At 74.1% G+C, this 19,704-nt stretch carries 14 protein-coding genes and 1 pseudogene; 2 read left to right on the top strand and 13 right to left on the bottom strand.

The genetic code is table 11. The annotated features are described in order from the left end of the window. Positions 1-120 precede the first annotated feature (120 nt). From LN652_RS19345 to LN652_RS19310, 8 genes and pseudogenes are all read right to left on the bottom strand, one after another. The gene (locus tag LN652_RS19345; RefSeq protein ID WP_230442213.1) at positions 121-3,363 is read right to left on the bottom strand and encodes an ATP-dependent DNA helicase; all 3,243 of its coding nucleotides are present in this window, start codon (positions 3,361-3,363) and stop codon (positions 121-123) included. Continuing rightward, on the bottom strand, positions 3,360-6,593 hold the full coding sequence (locus LN652_RS19340; RefSeq protein WP_230442212.1) for an ATP-dependent helicase: 3,234 nt from the start codon (positions 6,591-6,593) through the stop codon (positions 3,360-3,362). Before LN652_RS19340 ends, LN652_RS19345 begins: the two co-directional genes overlap by 4 nt. A 77-nt stretch (positions 6,594-6,670) precedes the next feature. Further along, positions 6,671-7,777 carry a barbiturase gene (bar, locus tag LN652_RS19335; RefSeq protein ID WP_230442211.1) on the bottom strand — a complete coding sequence of 369 codons (1,107 nt, stop codon included), beginning with the start codon at positions 7,775-7,777 and terminating at the stop codon, positions 6,671-6,673. A 51-nt stretch (positions 7,778-7,828) separates the two neighbouring features. Beyond that, entirely contained in the window at positions 7,829-8,776 is a 948-nt protein-coding gene (locus LN652_RS19330; RefSeq protein ID WP_230442210.1) for a carbamate kinase, read from the bottom strand. 85 nt (positions 8,777-8,861) lie between these two features. Beyond that, positions 8,862-9,556: pseudogene (locus LN652_RS19325) on the bottom strand (SDR family oxidoreductase). A gap of 21 nt (positions 9,557-9,577) precedes the next feature. After that, entirely contained in the window at positions 9,578-10,870 is a 1,293-nt protein-coding gene (locus LN652_RS19320; RefSeq protein WP_329958445.1) for an ArsB/NhaD family transporter, read from the bottom strand. Further along, positions 10,867-11,352 (bottom strand): TrkA C-terminal domain-containing protein, encoded by a 486-nt coding sequence (locus tag LN652_RS19315; RefSeq protein WP_230442209.1) that lies wholly within the window; start codon positions 11,350-11,352, stop codon positions 10,867-10,869. The genes LN652_RS19320 and LN652_RS19315 overlap by 4 nt, the downstream gene beginning before the upstream one ends. Continuing rightward, a complete protein-coding gene (locus LN652_RS19310) occupies positions 11,349-11,900 on the bottom strand; it encodes a hypothetical protein (RefSeq protein WP_230442208.1) in 552 nt (183 codons plus the stop codon). Before LN652_RS19310 ends, LN652_RS19315 begins: the two co-directional genes overlap by 4 nt. Positions 11,901-11,986: 86 nt before the next feature. Between LN652_RS19310 and LN652_RS19305 the strand changes: the two genes are divergently transcribed. Together LN652_RS19305 and LN652_RS19300 are read left to right on the top strand one after the other, a co-directional pair. Further along, entirely contained in the window at positions 11,987-12,952 is a 966-nt protein-coding gene (locus tag LN652_RS19305) for a sensor histidine kinase (protein ID WP_230442207.1), read from the top strand. Continuing rightward, positions 12,949-13,593: a response regulator gene (locus LN652_RS19300; protein ID WP_230442206.1), complete on the top strand. Its 645-nt coding sequence runs from the start codon at positions 12,949-12,951 to the stop codon at positions 13,591-13,593. The genes LN652_RS19305 and LN652_RS19300 overlap by 4 nt, the downstream gene beginning before the upstream one ends. On the opposite strand, the gene LN652_RS19295 is transcribed toward LN652_RS19300, so the two are convergent. From LN652_RS19295 to LN652_RS19275, 5 genes are all read right to left on the bottom strand, one after another. Beyond that, complete coding sequence (locus LN652_RS19295) at positions 13,580-14,425, bottom strand: hypothetical protein (RefSeq protein WP_230442205.1); 846 nt, start codon at positions 14,423-14,425, stop codon at positions 13,580-13,582. The genes LN652_RS19300 and LN652_RS19295 overlap by 14 nt on opposite strands. Before the next feature lie 115 nt (positions 14,426-14,540). Continuing rightward, a complete protein-coding gene (locus LN652_RS19290) occupies positions 14,541-14,780 on the bottom strand; it encodes a hypothetical protein (protein ID WP_230442204.1) in 240 nt (79 codons plus the stop codon). 70 nt (positions 14,781-14,850) lie between these two features. Next, the gene (locus LN652_RS19285) at positions 14,851-15,531 is read right to left on the bottom strand and encodes an SDR family oxidoreductase (RefSeq protein ID WP_230442203.1); all 681 of its coding nucleotides are present in this window, start codon (positions 15,529-15,531) and stop codon (positions 14,851-14,853) included. A 1-nt stretch (position 15,532) separates the two neighbouring features. Next, a complete protein-coding gene (locus tag LN652_RS19280) occupies positions 15,533-17,542 on the bottom strand; it encodes a hydantoinase B/oxoprolinase family protein (protein WP_230442202.1) in 2,010 nt (669 codons plus the stop codon). Continuing rightward, entirely contained in the window at positions 17,539-19,638 is a 2,100-nt protein-coding gene (locus LN652_RS19275; protein WP_230442201.1) for a hydantoinase/oxoprolinase family protein, read from the bottom strand. Before LN652_RS19275 ends, LN652_RS19280 begins: the two co-directional genes overlap by 4 nt. Positions 19,639-19,704: the final 66 nt, after the last annotated feature.

The raw sequence follows: 19,704 nt of genomic DNA, 5'->3' as shown, positions 1-19,704 counted from the left end.
TGTGGGTGGGACACCGCCGGACCGCGTGTCGGCGTACGCCGCGCCCGCCAGCGGTGCGTGAGCCACAGTCCTGCGGCTCGGACTGTGGGTGGGACACCGCCCCGGGGCGTCCGCCGGCGGTCAGAGGTCGAGCAGGCGCTCGAGCTCTTCGCGGCCGGGGAGGTCGGGGGGCTCGACGGTGCGGCCGGAGCGGACGTAGTGGAAGGCGGCGCGCACCTGCTCGAGCGGGGTGCCGGTGAGCTCGGACCACGCGAGGCGGTAGAGCGCCAGCTGGAGCGGGTCGGACGACTCGTGGTGACCGGTCTTCCAGTCGACGACGAGGAAGCCGCCGCCGGCGGAGGCGGGCTCGGCGTAGACCGCGTCGATCCGCCCGCGGACGACCTGGCCGGCGAGCACCAGGGCGAACGGCGCCTCCACGGCGTGGGGCGCGCGGTCGCCGAAGGGCCCGTCCTCGAACCGCTTCACCACCTCGCCGAGGTCGGCCTCGTCGTCGATGCCGGCGTCGGCGCGTCCGGGGAGCTCGTCGGGCTCGATGAGCGCCTGCTGGCCGAACCTGTCCTCGACCCAGGCGTGGAAGGCCGTGCCGAAGCGCGCGGCCGGAGCCGGCGGGCGCGGCATCGGCCGGGCGAGGTCGCGGGCGAACGCGTCGGGGTCGTCGCGCAGGCGCGCGACCGAGGTCGCCGACAGGCTGCTCGGCAGCGGCAGGTCGATCGAGGTGGACCGCTCCGCACGGGCCTCGGTGATCAGCTGGGCTAGGTCCTCGTCCCACTCCGCGACCCGGGCGGCCTCGACCATGTCGAGGCCCTCGTCGGGCGCCGTCGGGTCGACCGAGCGGACCAGGTCGGCGGCGGCGAGGCGACGCGCGGCCTCCTCGCCCGGCCCCGGGACGGGCCACGGCTTCGAGGGGTCGACGTCGTCGTTGGGGTTCGGCGACCGCGGCGGCGGCTTCTCGATCCAGTGCTCGACGTGCTCGCCCCACTCCTCGAGCTGGTCGCGGACGACGCGCTGGTAGTCGGACGGGCCGAACGGGGTGGCGCGCTGGCCCCACACGTAGGACGTGACGGCGAGATGGTGGGCGGCGCGCGTGTAGGCGACGTAGCCCAGGCGCAGCTCCTCCTCCGCGTCGTGCGCGCGCGTGGCCGCGCGGTAGGCCTCCAGCGCGGCCTTGTCGTGGCCGACGAGCTGGGGCTGGTCGGCCCGGTCGCCGCGCAGCGGGGCCGGCAGCACCGCGGGCGAGGAGGTCCACAGGGTGCGCGACCGGTTGCTCGGGAAGCGGGTCTCCCCCACCCCCACGCAGAAGACCGACGACCACTCGAGGCCCTTGGCCCGGTGGACGGTGAGCAGCTTGACCGAGTCGGCGGCCGTGGGCGTCGCGACGTCGAGCCCGTTGCCCTGGTCGTCCTCGGCGGTGAGGTAGGCCAGCAGGGCCGGGAGGGTGACGTCGCCGTCGACGGACTGGAACTCCGCGACCGCCTTGACGAAGAGGTCGAGGTTGTCGCGTCGCGCGGCTGCCGCCGGCGAGGTCGCGGAGGCCAGCTCGACGTCGACACCGGTGGTGTCGATGATCCGGCGGACCACGTCGAGCAGCGGGTCGCCGACGTGGGTGCGCAGGCGGCGCAGCTCGGCGGCGAGGAGGGCGAACCGGTCGAGGGCCTCGGGCGAGTACGCCGCGTCGCCGGGCGCCTCGACGGCGTCGCTCAGCGCGGGCAGCTCGGCGGCGTCGATGCCGTCGGCGATCTGGAGCAGCTGGTCGGCGACGGTGGCGGCCTCGGTGCGGCCGCGGACCCCGGCGATCTCCGCGGCGCGCAGCGCGAGCAGGCGCAGGTCGCGCGGGCCGATCGCCCACCTCGGTCCGGTGAGCAGGGTCAGCATCGAGGTGTTGGCGGTGACGTCGTGGAGCAGGGTCAGCGTGGCGACGACCTCGGCGACCTCGGGCAGGCGGACCAGGCCCGAGAGGCCGACGATCTCGACCGGGATGCCGGCGGAGGTGAGGGCGTCGTAGACCTCCTCGCCCTGCGCGTTGTCGCGGCTGAGCACGCCGATGTCGGACCAGTCGGTGCCGGAGGCGTGGGTCCGCGCCACCGCCTCGACCAGCCAGGAGAGCTCGTCGACGGCCCGCTCGTGGACCCGCGTCTCGACGCGGCCCTCGCCGGCGATCTCGGCGGGGCGGAGCCGGGCGACCTTGTCGCCGTAGGCCTCGAGCAGCGGCTGGGCGAGGCGGTTGGCGACCTCGAGGATCCGGCGGTCGGAGCGCCGGTTGACCGTCAGCGGCAGCCGGCCGGGCTCGCCGTCGGCGGCCGGGAAGGTCTCGGCGAAGTTGAGGATGTTGGACACCGAGGCCCCGCGCCAGCCGTAGATCGCCTGGTTGGGGTCGCCGACCGCCATCACCGGGTGGCCGAGGCCGTGGTCGTCGTCGGGTCCGGAGAACAGCCGCGCGAGCATCGTGGCCTGCGCGACCGAGGTGTCCTGGTACTCGTCGAGGAGGACCACCTTGAAGCGCGCCCGCTCGATCTCCCCGACCTCCGGCTGGTCCTCGACGAGCCGCGCGGCCAGGGCGATCTGGTCGCCGAAGTCCATCAGGCCGAGGTCTGCCTTGAGCCTGCGGTAGCCCGCGACCAGCTGGAGCAGCTCGGCGCGCCGGTCGATCGCGTGGATCGCCTTCGCCGGCGGGTCGAGGTAGGTCTTGCGGGCCTTGCCGGCCTCCTCCTCCGCGATCGCCCGCTCGAACCCGCGGCGCGCCTCGGCGTCCACGCGTCGTACGTCGTCCTCGTCGACGAGGTGCTCGCTCATCGCGCCGTCGAGGGCGAGGAGGTTCTGGATGGCGGTCGCGGGGTGGTCGGTGAGGAGCTCGATCTGGCCGGTGAACCGCTCGATGACCCGGGCGCCGAGCTGGTAGCGGGAGGCGTCGGAGACGACCCGGGTGTCGGGCTCGTGGCCGATGCGCAGGCCGTGGTCGGTGAGCAGGTTGGCGGCGTAGGCGTGGTAGGTGGCGACGGTGGGCTCGAGGACGTCCTCGCCCTCCGCGACGACCGAGCGGTCGAGCAGGCCGGCGGCGCCGAGCGCGGCGCTGACCCGCTGGCGGAGCTCGGCGGCTGCCTTGGTGGTGAAGGTGAGGCCGAGCACCTCCTCCGGGCGGACCCGGCCGGTGGCGACCAGCCACACGACCCGCTGGGCCATGAGGGTGGTCTTGCCGCTGCCCGCGCCCGCGACCACGACGGTCGGTCGCAGCGGCGCGGTGATCGCCGCCCACTGCTCGTCGCTGGCGGCGTGCTGGGCCTTCATCAGGACGCGGAGGTCCTCGGGGGTGTCGAGCCGGACCGGCTCGGGCGCCGGCCGGGGCTGGGGTGGGGCCTGCTCGGTCACTGGACGGTCACGCTCCCTGCGCCCTTGGCCGGGCAGATGGCGACGAACGGGCAGTCGCGGCAGTGCGCGCCGGCCGTCGCGGGGAAGTTCTCGGCGCGGACCAGGGCGGCTGCGCGGGCCAGGCCGTCGCGCAGCGCCGTCCGCTCCGGTCCGTCGGCCGCGTGGGCCGGCTGGCCCTGGACCTTCGCGCTCGTGGAGTCGTCGTCGATGCCGAGCTGGACGAGCTCGGCGCCGCCGGAGGCGACGGACCGGCCGGCCGCCTCGTCGAGGGCGCCCGCGTCGACGGCGTACTGGTAGAGGGCGAGCTGGAGGTTGCCGGCGACCGCGGGGCCGGACGGGGCCGTGCGGGCGCTCTTGAAGTCGACGACGACCACGCGGCCGGAGTCGTCGACCTCGAGGCGGTCGGCGAACCCGGTGAGCAGCACCGGGCGGCCGTCGACGTCGACGGTGGTCCGGAAGCGCTGCTCGGCGCCGAGCACCTCGCGCGGGTTGTCGAGGTGCCAGCGGACGAAGCGGCCGACGGCCTTGCGGATCCGGGCGAGCTCGCGCTGGCGCGACCACGGGGTGCGGAAGGCGAGCCGGTCCCAGACGGCCTCGACCTCGGCCATCAGCGGGTCGACCTCGGCGGGCAGCTCGCCGACGGCGACCCGCTCGGCGAGGGCGTGGAGGATCTGGCCGAGGTTGGCGGACTGGTGGACCGCCGAGACGCCACCGGCCTCGCGCTCGAAGAACCACTGCGCGGGGCACAGCAGGATGGAGTCGAGCATGCTGGCCGAGACCGGGACCGGCCGCTCGGGGTCGCGGATCGGCTCGACCGAGCGGGTGGCGCTGCGGGTGCCCCACCAGGTCGAGGGGTCGGCGGAGGGGACGAGCTGGCGGCCGTCGACCTCCTCGCGCGCGAGCGCGGCCAGGCGCCGGGCGGCGGCCTCGCGGAGCGCCGGTGACACCGACGGGTCGGCGGCGTGGCGGCGCAGCTCGGCGACGAGCCCGCCGAGGGAGAGCGGCCGCGGCGGCCGCCCGTCCTGGTGGTCGATGCTGACGCCGAGCTCCTCGAGGAACCGCGACGGCTGCTCGCCGTCGTCGTCGGGCGAGCGCACCGCGGTCACCACCAGGCGCCGGCGGGCGCGGGTGCAGGCGACGTAGAACAGGCGGCGCTCCTCCATCAGCAGCGCGCGCGGGCTGACCGGCGGGACCAGGTCGGGGTGACCGGCCGCGTCGACCCCGATCCGGTCGGCGCCGAGCAGCGTCGTGCGGCGGCGCAGGTCGGGCCAGCCCTCCTGCTGGACGTGGGCGACCACGACGAGGTCCCACTCCAGGCCCTTCGAGCGGTGGGCGGTGAGCAGCCGGACGGCCTTGCCGCGCACGCCCTGCTCGGCGAGCGTGTCGGCCGGGAGCTGCTGCTCGACCACGTTGGCGAAGAACGCCTGGACGCCGATGTGCTCACGCTGGTCGACCACGCGCGAGGCGAGGTCGAACAGCGCGACGATCGCGTCGAGGTCGCGGTGGGCGCGCCGGGCGCCCGCTCCCCCGAGGTCGACCTGCCGGCGCAGCCGCTGCGGCCAGCTGGTCTCGGACCAGAAGTGCCAGAGCACGTCCTCGACGCTGGCCCGGTCGGCGAGCATCCTCGCGCCGGAGCGCAGCAGCCGGGCCAGGGCGACGGCGCGGTCGACGTCGGGGCCCTCGAGGCCGTCGAGGAACCCCTCCTCCACGACGGCGAGGCGGAGCAGCTCGCGGCTGGTGCGACGGGCCGTCGCGTCGGACAACCCCTTCTCGCGGGCCCGCAGCCGCCGCACGAGCGCGCGCAGGTCGGAGGCGTCCAGCCCGCCGAGCGGCGAGAGCAGCAGCGACTCGATCCGGCCGGGGTCGAGGTAGGCCGGGGAGTCGGGGTCGTCGTTGTCGAGGTTGGCCACCGCCCGCAGCGCGTCGAGCAGCGGCACCACCGCGGGGTCGTGGACCAGCGGCAGGTCGTCGGTCGCCACCTCGACGGGCACGCCCGCCGCGGCCAGGGCGCGGCGCAGCGGCGGGATGCTGGCGCGGCCGGAGCGGACCAGGACCGCCATCCGGTCCCAGGCGATGTCGTCCTCGAGGTGCGCGCGGCGCAGCAGGTCGGCCAGCCGCTCGGCCTCGGCGCGCTCGGTGTCGTAGGTGTGGACCTCGACGCGTCCCTCGCCCTGCGGGCCGGGCACGGCCTCGGGCGAGAGGAAGGCGTCGCGGGCCTCCGGCGAGATGCTGCCGGTCAGCGTGAGCCGGCCCGCGACCCGTCCGGCGCCCAGCAGGATCCGGGACCCGAACCGGCGGGTGCGCCGGAGCACGACCACCGGGGCCGGGTCGCCGGCGGCGGTCGGGAAGCTCGCCGGGAAGTCGAGGATGCCGCGCACGTCGGCGCCGCGGAAGCCGTAGATCGACTGGTGCGGGTCACCGACGACCGTGAGGTTGCGACCGTCGCCCGCGATCGCCCGCAGCAGCGCGACCTGGCCGGGATCGGTGTCCTGGTACTCGTCGACGAACACGTGGGAGTAGCGCGCGCGGAGCTCGTCGCGGTGGGCCTCGGCCTCGATGACGGCACGTCGGATGAGGTCGGAGTAGTCGGTGGCGCCGAGGTTGTCGAGGACCGTGAGGTACTGCTCGAGGAACAGCCCGGCCGCGATCAGCTCGGGCAGGTCGTGCTCGATGCCGAGCGCGCGCAGGCCGGCCGGGTCGAGGCCCTTCTCCCGGGCGCGGGCCAGCACCGCCTGCACCTCGCGGACGAACCCGCGGGTGCCGACCGCGCGGCGCAGCGCGTCGGGCCAGGTGACCGACTCGGGGTTGTCACGCAGCAGCTCGCGGAGCACGACGTCGGCCTCGGGGGCCGACAGCAGCCGGATCGCGCCCTCGTAGAGCTCGGCGGGTGCGTAGGCCCGCACCAGCGCGTAGGCGAAGGAGTGGAAGGTCGAGCACGCGGCCGCCGACGTCGTCCGGGCGACCCGCGCGGTGACCCGGTCGCGGAGCTGCTCGGCGGCCTTGCGGGAGAAGGTGAGGGCCAGCACCGAGTCGGGCGACGCGCCGCGGTGCTCGATCCGGTCGACGATCGCCTCGACCAGCGTGGTGGTCTTGCCGGTGCCGGGACCGGCGAGCACGAGCAGCGGCCCGCCGGCGTGGTCGACCACGCGCTGCTGGTGCTCGTCGAGCTCGGGCACCACGACCTCGCGGTCGGGGGCGACGAGCCGGTAGCGGGTGGTCGGGGTGCTCACGCAGGACACCCCATCACGCGGGACCGACAACGCGCTGCCGGCCCCGCGGACGGGGTGTCGTGGAGGAGCTGGATCGCTCAGCCGAGGTCGACGATGGCCGCGACCGGGCCGCCGCCCTCGGGGCCCTGGTGGGCGGCCGAGACGGAGACGAACACGGCGGGGTCGCCGGTGACGGCCGCGGTCACGCCGCCGACGCACGACTTGATCTGGCGGTGCCAGTGCACGTCGGAGTCGTCGAGCATGGCGTTGCGGCGACCGCGGACCATGCCGTCCTGGCTGGCCTCGCACTTGAGGAAGACGTTGACCAGCTTGCCGTCGAGGTCGTCGGTGCGGGGCCGCTCGGGCAGGTCGAGGCCGGCGGAGCGGATGGCCTCCCAGATGCCGTCGGAGTCGAGCGCGTCCTTCATCACCGAGTGGCCGATGCGGTAGCGACCGCCGACGCCCTTGGCGTTGCCGACCACGACGATCTGGGCCTGGTCGAGCTCGACGCCCGAGGAGCAGGACGCCACCGAGGAGTAGAGCTCGCGGTTGTGCATCACGTCGGCGTCGGTGGGCATCTCGATCTCGCCGAGTGCGACCGCGATGCCGAGGCCGGTGACGCCGTTGGACAGGTCCATCGACTCGTGGGTGTGCTCGGTCCACACGGTCTTGCCGCGCGACTTGGCGTCGCGGATGGTGTGGATGGTCAGCAGCGGGGTCTTGGTCTGGACGTAGTGGACGTCGGCCGGGTCGGTGATGCCGGCGCGCTCCATCGCGACCTTCACGCCCGCGGCGACCTTCTCGATCATCGCGGTGTAGCCGATCTCCTCGGGCAGGATCGCCTCGCTCATCGCGAAGCCCGCGGTGAGCCGCATCTCCTCGCGCGACGGGTCGTCCTCGGGTACGTCGGTGGTGGCGAAGATCGTGGCGTGGGGGCTGATCACGCCGTCGGTGCCGCCGGACCACACGATCGGCACGCCCTTGACCTGCTCGGGGTCGGCCCCCTTGGCGACCAGCGCCTCACGGAACGCACGGTCGGCGATGATGCGCGTGTAGTCGTTGACGCCGCCGTTGCCCTCGGTCTTGCCGATGATCGCGAAGACGCGGTCGGCGGCGATGACGCCCTCGTCGATGAGCTTGGTCAGCTCCGAGGCGTCGGCCACGGAGTGGATGGGCACCTTGCGGACTTCGATCGCACTGGGCATGCGGGTTCCTTTCAGTGGGCGTGGTTTCGAGACGGTCGCTGCGCGACCTCCTCAACCACCGGAGGGGGTGGGGAGGACGACGGTGCCGGCCTCGCCGGCGACCGCTGCGGTGATCTGGTCGAGGCTGGTGATGATGCCCCGCCGGCCGGTCTGCTCGACGAAGCGGCAGACGGCGTCGACCTTGGGGCCCATCGAGCCGGAGGCGAAGTGGCCCTCGGCGGCGTAGGCCCGCATCTCGTCGAGCGTCACGGTGCCGACGTCGCGGGCCTCCGGGGTGCCCCAGCCGACGACGGCGTGGGCCACGTCGGTGGCGATGACGAGCGCGTCGGCCTCGGTGGTGCGGGCGAGCAGCGCGGCGCCGAGGTCCTTGTCGATGACGGCCTCGACGCCGTGGAGCGTGCCGTCCTCGCGGCGCACGACGGGGATGCCGCCGCCGCCGTTGGCGACCACGACGAACCCGGCCTCGATGAGCGCGAGGGCGGCGGGCGCGTCGAGGATCTCGAGGGGCTCGGGCGAGGCCACGACCCGGCGCCAGCCCTTCTCGCCGCGGTCCTGCCAGGTCTCGCCGTGCTCGACGAGCAGGCGGGCCTCGGCCTCGGGGAGGTGGCGTCCGATCGGCTTGGTCGGGGTGGTGAAGCCGGGGTCGTCGCCGTCGACGAGCGTGCGGGTGACCAGGGCGGCGCTGCGACGCGCGACGCCGCGGCGGGCAAGCTCGTCGTCGAGGGCGTCCATGAGGACGAAGCCGAGGGTGCCCTGGGTCTGGGCGCCGCACCAGTCGAGCGGCACCGGCGGGACGACGGCTGCGGCGAGCTCGTTCTTGACCAGCAGGTTGCCGACCTGGGGGCCGTTGCCGTGGGTGACGACGACCTCGTGGTCGTGCTCGATCAGGCCCGCGACCGCGGCCATCGCGACCTGCGCGGCGGCGATCTGGTCCTCGGGCCGGGCACGGCCGTCGGCGTTCGTCATGGCGTTTCCGCCGAGTGCGAGCAGGACCCTCATGCCCGCAACCGTAGTGGCGGCGCTCACAGCCTCCCCACGGCACTATCGGCCAACAACGGCGCGATCCACTGGCAATGTCTGCCAGTCAGCGGCCGCCCGCGACGCGCAGCGTCGTACCGGTGACGTAGGCCGCCTCCGGCGACATCAGCCACGCGACGGCGTCGGCCACCTCCTCGACGCGTCCGGCGCGTCCCAGCGGGACGAGGGGCCCCACCCGGTCGACCCGGCCGGGCTCGCCGGCGTCGGCGTGGATCGTCGTGTCGATGATGCCGGGCGCCACGCCGACGACCCGGATGCCGTCGCCGGCGACCTCCTGGGCGAGCCCGAGGGTGAGCGCGTCGACGCCCGCCTTGGCGGCGGCGTAGTGGACGTACTCCCCCGGCGAGCCGAGGGTCGCCGCGCCGGAGCCGACGTTGACCAGCACCCCGCCGGCGCCCCCGCGCGAGCGGGCCATCACCCGGACCGCGGCGCGCGCGACGAGGATGGCCGCGGTGAGGTTGAGCCCGACCGACGCACGGACGACGTCGACGGGCGTGTCGGCGAGCGGGGCGATGTGCAGCGTCGCCCCGGCGTTGTTGACCACGCCCGTCAGCCCGCCGGCGCCGCCGACCACGGCGTCGATGCCCGCGTCGGTCGTGACGTCGGCGCGCACCGTCGTGACGTCGACTCCGCGGCGTCGTCGCGGGCGTAGCCGAGCACGAGGTCGTGGCCGTCGGAGGCCAGGCGGCGCGCGACGGCGGCGCCGATGCCGCGGGTGCCGCCGGTGACGAGGGTGCGCATGCAGCCCTGTCTACCCGATGCTCACGCCAGCGCGAAGTAGCGCAGGTAGACCCAGAGCCACGCCACGAGCAGGGTCGCGACGGTGACCACGACGCCGTAGCGGGTGAACTGCCAGAAACTGATCGGCTCGCCCGCCTTGGCCGCGATGCCGAGCACCACGACGTTGGCGCCGGCGGCCACGGCGGTGGCGTTGCCGCCGAGGTCGGCGCCGAAGACGAACGCCCACCACAGCGGGCTGTCCGCACCGGAGACCGAGGTGGTCGCGACCATCTCCTCGACGACCGGGACCGTCGCGGTCGTGTAGGGGATGTTGTCGACGAAGGCCCCGATCACGCCCGACCCGAAGAGCAGCGCGGTGGCGCCGAGCAGCTGGCGGTCGCCCATCGCCTCGGCGGCCCACTCGCTGATCGCGCCGATCACGCCGACCTGCACGAGGGCGCCGACCAGGACGAAGAGCGCCATGAAGAACGCCAGGGTGTCCCACTCGACCTCGCCGAGGAACTCCTCGGGCTCGGTCCGCGAGACCAGCACGGTCGCGCCGGCGCCCATCATCGCGACGACGGACGGATCGAGGTGGAGCAGGGTGTGCAGGCTGAAGGCGACCATCACCAGGAACAGCACGACCAGGCAGCGCACCAGCATCCGCCTGTTGGTGATCGCGTCGGCCGGGCGGACGTCGTCGAGGCCGTGGACGTTGCCCATCTGCTGGAGGTCGGCCCGGAACAGCCAGCGTGCCATCACCACGAACAGCACCAGCAGCACGACGGTGAGCGGGAGGGAGTGGACGAGGAAGTCGGTGAAGCTCAGCCCGGCCCGGCTGCCGATGATGATGTTGGGCGGGTCGCCGATGAGCGTGGACATGCCGCCGATGTTGGAGGCGAGGATCAGCGAGATCAGGTAGGGCGCCGACGGCAGGTCGAGCTGCCGGCAGACCGACAGCGTGACCGGGGCGACCAGCAGCACGCAGGTGACGTTGTCGAGGATCGGCGCGACCGCGGCGCCGACGAGCACGAGCAGCACGAGCAGCTTGTAGGGGTGGCCACCGGACTTCTTGGCGGCCCAGAGCGCGAGGAACTCGAACAGCCCGGTCTGCTTGAGCACGCCGACGATGACCATCATCCCGAAGAGCAGGAAGATGACGTTCCAGTCGATGCCGGTGTGCTCGTGGAAGAACGCGGTCTCGGCGTCGACCAGCCCGATGACGACCATGCCGGCGACACCGCCGAGCGCCGCCGCGACGCGGTGGACGCGCTCGGTCGCGATGAGGGCGTAGGCGACGATGAAGACCGCGATCGCGGCCGAAATGAGGATCACGCGGTCCTCCGCGGCACGCCCAGGGCGTGGACGGACGCGGAACCGCCCGCGAGGGGCTCGGCCCAGCCGGCCAGGCGGCCGTGCCGGCTCACCGAGCGCAGCCGCTCCTCGACGCGCGACACCTGGCCCAGCGCGGACACGACGAGCACCTGGTCGCCGCGACGCAGCGCGCTGCGACCCTCCGGGACCAGCACCTCGCGGTCGCGGGTGACCAGCGCGACGCGCGACCCCGCGGGCAGGCGCAGCTCGGCGACCTCGACGCCGGCCAGGCGCGAGCCCGGCTCCACCTCGAAGCGCAGCAGCACCGCGTCGAGCCGGTCGAGCGTGGCGAAGCCGATCGACACCTTGTGCACGAAGCTGCCCTTCTCCTTCCAGCGCGGCTGCCGGCCGCGCCCGATCGCGAGACCGACCGCGAAGCCGACGGCCGAGGCCAGCAGCGCGACCGACACCGCCACCTCGACGAGGTGCTCGACGGGGCTCACGAGGGGTCCCGCGGGGTCAGCCGCGCCTCGACCTCGGTGACCCGCACCGCGCTCGCGCGCGTCCCCGCCGGCAGCGACCGGCTCACCTCCCCGGGCCAGTCCGCCTCGCGGCGGTCGAGGTCGTCGACCAGCGTGGCCACGTCGGCCTGCGCGACCGCCGCCGCGACCGTTCCCTCGGCGAGGCGTACGGCGCGCGCCGCCGGCTGCCACGGCGTGCCCGGCTCGACGTCCTCGACCACCAGGTCCAGGTCGGCGAGCACGACGACCTCGACGCCGTCGCGCGTCCGGGCCCGCACGACCATCGGCAGCACGCGGGGGCCGGTCGGGACGACCTCGAAGCGCTCGGCCACCGGCCGGCGGGCGACCAGGCCGGCGCGGCGGGCGCGGACCACGCGATCGCCACGGACCACCACCACCAGCTCGCCCGGCCCGGCGCGCCGGACGCTGGTGAGCGTGAGCAGCAGCAGCCCGGGGACCGCGACGACCAGCCACACCACCCACGCCGCACCGGTGGGGTCGGCGGTGGTGTTCTCGTCCGGCGGCGGCATGCGTCCAGTCTTCGGGGCCGGCTCGGGGGCGGGTATGGGGTCGCGACCCCATCTGGCACGGCCGTGCGGGGATGGGAAGGTGGGGCATGCGCGCGCCCGGGCCCTTGCCGCTCCACTGGACGATCTTCGCCATCAACGGCGCCGTCCTGGTCGTGGCGGCGCTGCTGCTCGTGCTCACGCCGGCCCGCGTGTCGACCGACCCGGTGCGCGCCGAGGTGCTGGTGATCGGCGTCGGGCTGGCCGTGGTGCTGCTGACCAACGCGTTGCTCGTGCGGTGGGCGCTCGCCCCGCTGCACCGGCTGATCCGGCGCCTCGACGACATCGAGCGCCTCGCGCCGGCCGACCTGCCCGAGGAGGGGTCGGGCCCGGTGCTCGGCATCGCCCGGACCGTCAACGCGCTGCTCGCCCGGCTGAGCGAGGAGCGACGCGCGGGTGACGCACGCGCCCTCGCCGCCCAGGAGTCCGAGCGGCACCGGATCGCGCAGGAGCTCCACGACGAGGTCGGCCAGAGCCTGACCGTGGTGCTGCTCGGCCTCAAGCAGCTCGAGGCCTCCGCACCGGCCTCTTTGGTGCCCGAGCTGGCCGCGGTGCGCGAGAGCGCCCGCGCCGGCCTCGACGACGTACGCCGGGTGGCCCGCCGGCTGCGGCCCGGGGTGCTGGAGGACCTCGGGCTCACCAGCGCGCTCGCCGCCCTCGCCACCGACTTCGCCGACCACAGCACCGCCTCGGTGCGCCGGTCCTTCGCGCCCGGGCTGCCGGCGCTCAGCCCCGAGGCCGAGGTGGTGGTCTACCGCGTGGCGCAGGAGGCGCTCACCAACGCCGCCCGCCACGCCGACGCCCGGGAGGTCGAGCTGTCGCTCGGCCGCCAGGGGGCGTCGGTCGTGCTGGAGGTGCGCGACGACGGGCGCGGCTTCGAGGGGCTCGCCGAGGGCTCGGGGCTGATGGGGATGCGCGAGCGTGCGGCGCTGGTCCGGGCGGAGCTGTCCGTGGTGGGCCGGCCACGGCACGGCACCACCGTGCGGCTGCGGGTCCCGGTGGAGGAGGCGCCGTGATCCGGATCCTGCTGGCCGACGACCACACGCTGGTGCGCCGCGGGGTGCGGCTGATCCTGGAGCAGGAGCCCGACCTCACCGTGGTCGCGGAGGCCGCCGACGGCACCGAGGCGGTGGCCGCGCTGCGGACCACGGAGGTCGACCTGGTGGTGCTCGACATCGCGATGCCGCGGATGACCGGGCTCCAGGCGGCGGCGGAGATCGCCCGGCGGCGGCAGCCGCCGAAGATCCTCATGCTGTCGATGCACGACAACGAGCAGTACTTCTTCGGCGCGCTCAAGGCGGGCGCGAGCGGCTACGTCCTCAAGTCGGTGGCCGACGAGGACCTGGTCGGCGCGTGCCGGGCCGCGATGCGCGGCGAGACGTTCCTCTACCCCGGCGCGGAGAGCACCCTGGTCCGCGACTACCTCGACCGGCTGCGCCGCGGCGAGCGGGTGCCGGCGTCCGTGCTCACCGCCCGCGAGGACCAGGTCATCAAGCTCATCGCCGAGGGCCGCTCCTCGCGCGAGATCGCCCGTGACCTGCACATCGCGCCGAAGACGGTCGAGGGGCACCGCGCCAACATCCTGGCCAAGCTCGGCATGCGCGACCGCGTCGAGCTCACCCGCTACGCGATCCGCGCGGGGCTCATCGAGCCCTGAGGGTGCGGCGCTCGAGCCGGCGTCCCGGGGCCCGGGAGCTGGCCCGGCACTCGACGACGGTCAGCACCTTGGTCGGGCTCATCCAGCCCTGGGACGGCTTGTGCAGCGCCCAGCCGCTCCCGAGCGTGACGGCGGCGTGCTGCACCAGGCCGTCGGGCGAGCGCCACACCAGCACCGTGCCGGGCTCGTCGTCGCGACCGCCGGGGCGGGTCGCCGTCGCCAGCCACTCCTCGAAGGGCTCGCGCACCATCCAGACGTCCTCGGCCCCGTCGACCCCGGCGGCGGCCATCACCGCGCCGAAGCAGTTGGGGCCGCTGGCCGGCGGGAAGGTGCCGGCGAGGCGCCGGGCGCCCGGCAGCACGTCGGTCGCCGCGGACCAGACGGATGCGGGCACCTCCTCGTGGCGGCTCGGCCGGCGCCCCTCCTCGACGTAGGCGGTGAGCACGTCCTGCTCGTGGCCGGCGAGCAGCGAGGGCCACCAGACGAAGCGGTGCCCGTCGACCTGCTCGCGCACCCGCGGGACCACGTCCACCCATCCACGGACGCTCGGCACCAGCTCGCGCTCGTGGGCGAGCTGCTCGCGCACCAGGCGTACGCGCAGCACCCGCGGCAGGTCGAGGAGCTGCTGCTCGTCGAGCCACACGTGCCGCAGCCCCTCGGGCGGGCCGTAGAGGCAGAAGGTGTCGCGGACCTCGTCGGTGAGCTCCTCCTCGCGCCCGCCGACGGCGGCGGCGAGTGCGTCGTCGGCGAGGAACGGCTGGGCCTCGGGGGCGAACCACCCCACCCACCGCTCGAGGAGGTCGGGGCTCACGTCGATGCCGAGGACTCGCACGCCCGGGACCCTAGCGGTTGCGGTGACGGTCGCGTGGTGTCACAGCGCTGGTCAGATCCCGCGGTGCGGTCGACCGCGATGTGGCACAGGCCGTGACACAACAGGGACCACTCGGTCAGGGCGTGGGCCGCGCGAGGCGTACGCGCCGGTGGAGCTCCGCGACCACGCCCGATGCCCAGACCTCAGGGTGCATGTGCTGCCACGGGTCCGGTTCGTCGCCGCCCAGCCACCGCAGAAGCGCCTGCGGGCCTGGGTGGAGCCCGACCAGGCGGTCGGCCACGAGCACGTCGTCGGACTCGCGGGCATCGGCGAACCGGAGCCAACCCAGCCCGTCGGCGCCGACGGAGTGGACCACCCAGGTCTCCCACGCGTCCGGCGTCTCGCAGGCGCAGAACCACACCGCGACGCGTGGTCACGGCGCCACCCTAGGCCCGGGCGAGCAGGGCCTCCAGCACCCTCGTGCCGACGGGGAGCCCGTGGTCGTCGTAGTAGGCGAACATCGCCGAGAGCCACGGGTGGGTGCCGGGGTCGGGCACCCGCCGCACCGGCACACCGGCCTCGTCGGCGAGCTCGCGGACGGTCGCGACGCGGGTAGCGAGCTCGTAGGTCGCACCTTCGTGGCCCGGCTCGGTCAGCACGAGCGCCGCGGCCCGGCCGAGGTCGGCGAGGTCGAGGAACCCGAAGGGCACGTCGGGCGAGTACGGCAGGTCGAGCGGACCGGAGAGGTCGAGGTTCTGCAGGTACGCCCCCGGCTGGAGCACCGTCCAGGCCAGCCCGCTGCGGCGGACCAGGTCCTCGGCGGCGGCCTTGCCGAGGTGGTGCGGCATCGCGGGGACGTAGGGCGACGCGACGGAGTGGTAGGCCACCCGTCCGACCCCGGCGTCCCGCAGGGCGGAGAGGACCGAGGCGACGTACGCCGGCTCGTCGGGGTGGAGGTTCGGGGCGATGACGTACGCCGCGTCGCACCCGGCGACGCCCGACGCCAGGTCGGGCCAGTCGGCCCGGCCCAGCGGGGCCGTGCCCACGCCGAGGGCGTCCAGCGCGGCGGTGACCGCGCGGCCGGTCTTGCCGTGGCCGCCGATCACCGCGACGCGCTGGACGGACACCTCAGACCCGGTCGACCTCGGCGGACGCCGCGCCGGCGGCGAGGGTGGCGTAGCCCGGGCCGCGGTCGAAGAAGGCGTCGTCGGCCTTGCTCCACGCCGCCCGCGAGCCGCGCTCGGCGCTCGTCGCGTCGGCGTCGAAGCCGAGGTCGTCGCTCTCCCGGGCACCGGTCAGCACGACGCCGTAGTCGCGCAGCGCCGCCTCGGCCGAGACCTTGCCCCACACCACGTCGCGCACGACGAGCTCGGGGTCGCGGGCGAGCGGGTCGCCCCAGCCGCCGCCACCGGTGGTGCGGATCCGCACGACCTGCCCGGCCCGGATCACCTCGGCGTCGGCGAGGGCGTCGACCTCGCGCTCGTCGGGGCCGCCCGGGTCGATGACGACCTGGAACGGCGCGCCGGCCTTGCCGCCGCGCACGCCCCAGCAGGCGAGGATCGAGCGGTCGGCGATGGACATGAAGTGGGCGTCCTTGAGCATCCGGATCTGCTTCTCGTAGCCCAGGCCGCCGCGGAACTCGCCCGCGCCGCCGGAGTCGACGGCGAGGCCGAGGCGCTCGACGATGAACGGGAAGCGCGACTCGGTGAACTCGGTCGGCAGGTTCCGGGAGTCGGGCACGACGTGGATCGTGTCCTCGCCGTCGGCGTAGTAGCGACCGCCGGAGCCGCCGCCGAGGACCTCGCGCATGAGGTAGTCGTTGCCCTCGAGGTCCTTGCCGTAGACGCCGGTGTAGCGGATGGTCTCCTGGTCGGCGGGCATCTTGCCGTCGACCGCCTTGGCGACCACGCCCGCGAGCACGCCGAGCAGGCGCAGGATGACGAAGGTGCGGGCGTTGGTCGGGCCGGGGTGGATCGGCGTGAGCAGCGTGCCCTTCTCGGGGAAGCGCATCTCGATGAGCGGCACGATGCCCTCGTTGACGTCGAGCTCGGCCATCCGCTCCGGGGTGTCGGCGAGGTTGCGCAGGATCGGTGCGAGCCACTTCTTGAGGAAGTTGCCACCCACGTAGTCGCCGCAGTGGTTGATCGGGCCCTTGGCCTGCGCGCTGGTGCCGGTGAAGTCGATGATCAGCCGGGGTCCGGCGGGGCGGCCGTTCTCGGGGTCGGCCGGGGCGTCGCTGACCTTGGTCAGGGTGATCCGCTGGGTGTGCAGCTGGGGGTCGTCGACGCCGTCGTGCTCGGCGTAGTCCTCCCAGACGTAGGTGCCGTCGGGGATCTTGGACAGGATCTCGCGGCGGTAGGTCTCGGTCGTGGCGTCGAGGATCGCGTCGAACGACGTCTCGATCGCCTCGCGGCCGTAGCGCTCGAAGAGCTCGCTGAGCCGGCGCGCGCCCATCAGGCAGGCGGAGCACTCGGCGTCGAGGTCGGCGGCGAGGCTGTCGGGCATCCGCGAGTTGCGGGTCATGATCCGCAGCGCGGCCTTGTTGGGGACGCCGGCGTCCCACAGCTTGATCGGCGGGACGGCCAAGCCCTCCTCGTACACCGTCGTCGCGCCGCTGGGCATCGAGCCCGGGCAGGCGCCGCCGATGTCGTCGTGGTGGCCGAAGGCCTGCACGAACGCCACGACCTCGCCCTGGTGGAAGACCGGCACGGTGACGCAGAGGTCGGGCAGGTGGCCGATGCCGCCCTCCGACTCGTAGACGTCGTTGTGGAAGAAGACGTCGCCCTCGCGCATCTCCTCCAGCGGGAAGTCGCGCACGATGGGGTGCACGAGCGCGCTGTAGGAGCGACCCGTGAGCTTGCGCAGCTGGCGGTCGTGGATGCCGGCGCGGAAGTCGTGGGCGTCGCGGATCATCGGCGAGCGGCTGGTGCGACCGATCGCGGTCTCGACCTCCATCTCGACGCTGGCCAGGGTGCCCTGGACGATCTCGACGAGGATCGGGTCGACGCTCGAGCCCTCGGCGGTGAGGCGTCCACCGTGGGAGTACGCCGTGGGCAGGCCGGCCGGGTTGACCGGCTTCGCGGTGACGTAGGCGGGGTCGACGGGGCGGGTGCTGACGTCGGTGCTCAGGGTGGTCATCGGCCCGACTCCTTCCGGATCACGAGGTTGGCCCAGTCGTCGACCACGACCTCGAAGCCGGGGTGGACGGGGATGGTGGAGCCGAACTCCTCGACGATGGCGGGACCGCTGAACGTGTCCCCCGCGCCGAGGTCGCCGCGCCAGATGACGGGTGTGTCGACGTAGCCGTGGTCGGCGTCGAAGCAGACCGGACGGCGACCGCGCACCGCGCGCTCCTCGACGCTGCCGTCGGCCTTGTCGAGGGTCGGGATCTCCGGGCGGGTGATCGGGCCGATGCCGGTCACGCGGAGGTTGACCCACTCGACCTGCTGGGTGGCGTCGCCGCGGAAGTCGTAGCCGTAGAGCTGGCGGTGCTCGGCGTGGAAGGTGTCGGCGACCTGCGCGACGTAGGCCGCGTCGACGCTCTGCCCGTCGCTGGCCTCAGGGGCGGCGACGCGGACCTCGAAGGCCTGGCCGACGTAGCGCACGTCGATGGTGCGCTGGAAGCGGTGCTGCTCGGGCGTGAAGCCCTCCTTGGCGAGCGCCTCGCGGGCCCGGTCGGTGAGGTCGTCGAGGATGCCCTGCACGGCCGCGTGGTCCAGCGCGGACTCCTTGGCGACGTGGGTCTGGACGTAGTCGTTCTTCACGTCGACGGTCAGCAGGCCGAAGGCGCTGACGTTGCCCGGGTTGGGCGGCACGACGACGCCGGCGAGGTCGAGGATGTCGACCAGGCGGCAGGCCAGCAGCGAGCCGGAGCCGCCGAAGGTCGTCAGCATGAAGTCGCGCACGTCGAGGCCGCGCTTCACGCTGACCTGGCGCAGCGCGTTGGCCTGGTTCCAGGCGGAGATCTCGAGGATGCCCGTCGCGCAGCGCTCGAAGTCGACGCCGAGCTTGCCCGCGAGGTCGGCGATGCCGGCGCGCGCCGCGTCGACGTCGAGCGGGATCTCCCCGCCCAGCAGGTGGGGAGGGATCCGGCCGAGCGTCACGTGGGCGTCGGTGATCGTCGGCTGGGTGCCGCCCTTGGCGTAGCAGAGCGGGCCGGGGTCGGCGCCGGCCGAGTGCGGCCCGACCTTGAGGGTGCCCTCGGGCGAGAGCCAGGCGATCGAGCCGCCGCCGGCCCCCACGGTGACCACGTCGATCATCGGGATCTTGCTCGGGTACGCCCCGACGGTGCCCTCGGTGGTGAGGGTCGGCTCGCCGTCGAGGACGACGGACACGTCCGTCGAGGTGCCGCCGCCGTCGCACGTGAGGATCTTCGGGAAGCCGGCGACCTTGGCGATCAGCGCGGCGCCGAGGGCGCCGGCGGCCGGGCCGGAGAGCACGGTCGTGATGGGTTGGTGGACGACCTCGTCGGCCGACAGCACGCCACCGTTGGACTTCATGACGTAGAACGGGATCTCGTTGCCGGTGAACCCCACCAGGCGCTCGGAGATGTTGTTCACGTAGCGGCTGACGTTGGGCTTGACGGCCGCGTCGACCAGCGTGGTCATCGACCGCTCGTACTCGCGGTACTCGCGCAGCACCTCGCTCGAGATCGACACGACGGCCTCGGGGTGCTCGCGGCGCAGGATCTCGCGCAGCCGCAGCTCGTGCTCGTCGTTGGCGTAGGCGTGGAGCAGGCACACGCCGATGGTGGTGATGCCGCGGTCGCGGAACCACCGGGCCGCGGCGACCGCGGACTCCTCGTCGAACGGGCGGACCTCGGCGCCGGTGAAGTCGAGCCGGCCGCCGACGGTGCGGACGCGGTCGGCCGGGACGATCCGGTCGGGCTTGACCCAGAAGTAGGAGTTGCCGTAGCCGTCGGGCACCGACTGGCGGGCGATCTCGAGCATGAACTCGTAGCCCTCGGTGGTGATGAAGCCGAGCGCCTCGACCTTGCCCTCGAGGAGCTTGTTGGTGGCGACCGTGGTGCCGTGGGAGACCGCGGTGATGTCCTCGCCCGCGGCGCCGACGATCCCGAGGATCTTCTCGATGCCGGCGATGAACCCGTCGGCCGGGTTGCCGGGCGTCGAGGGGGTCTTGGTCGTGACCAGCTCCCCCGAGTCCTCGTCGAAGGCGACCACGTCGGTGAACGTGCCTCCGGTGTCGATGCCGATCCTGATCCGCCGGTTGCTCATGGGGACGATTCAACTCGCGGCGCCGTGGCGACGGCCACGGCAGGATCTGCCGATGGAACCGTGATC

The sequence above is a fragment of the Nocardioides okcheonensis genome (assembly GCF_020991065.1).
GTDB classification, from domain to species: Bacteria; Actinomycetota; Actinomycetes; order Propionibacteriales; family Nocardioidaceae; genus Nocardioides; species Nocardioides okcheonensis.
Note: the sequence above shows the minus strand (reverse complement) of the source record. Positions and strands in the feature narration are given on the sequence as shown.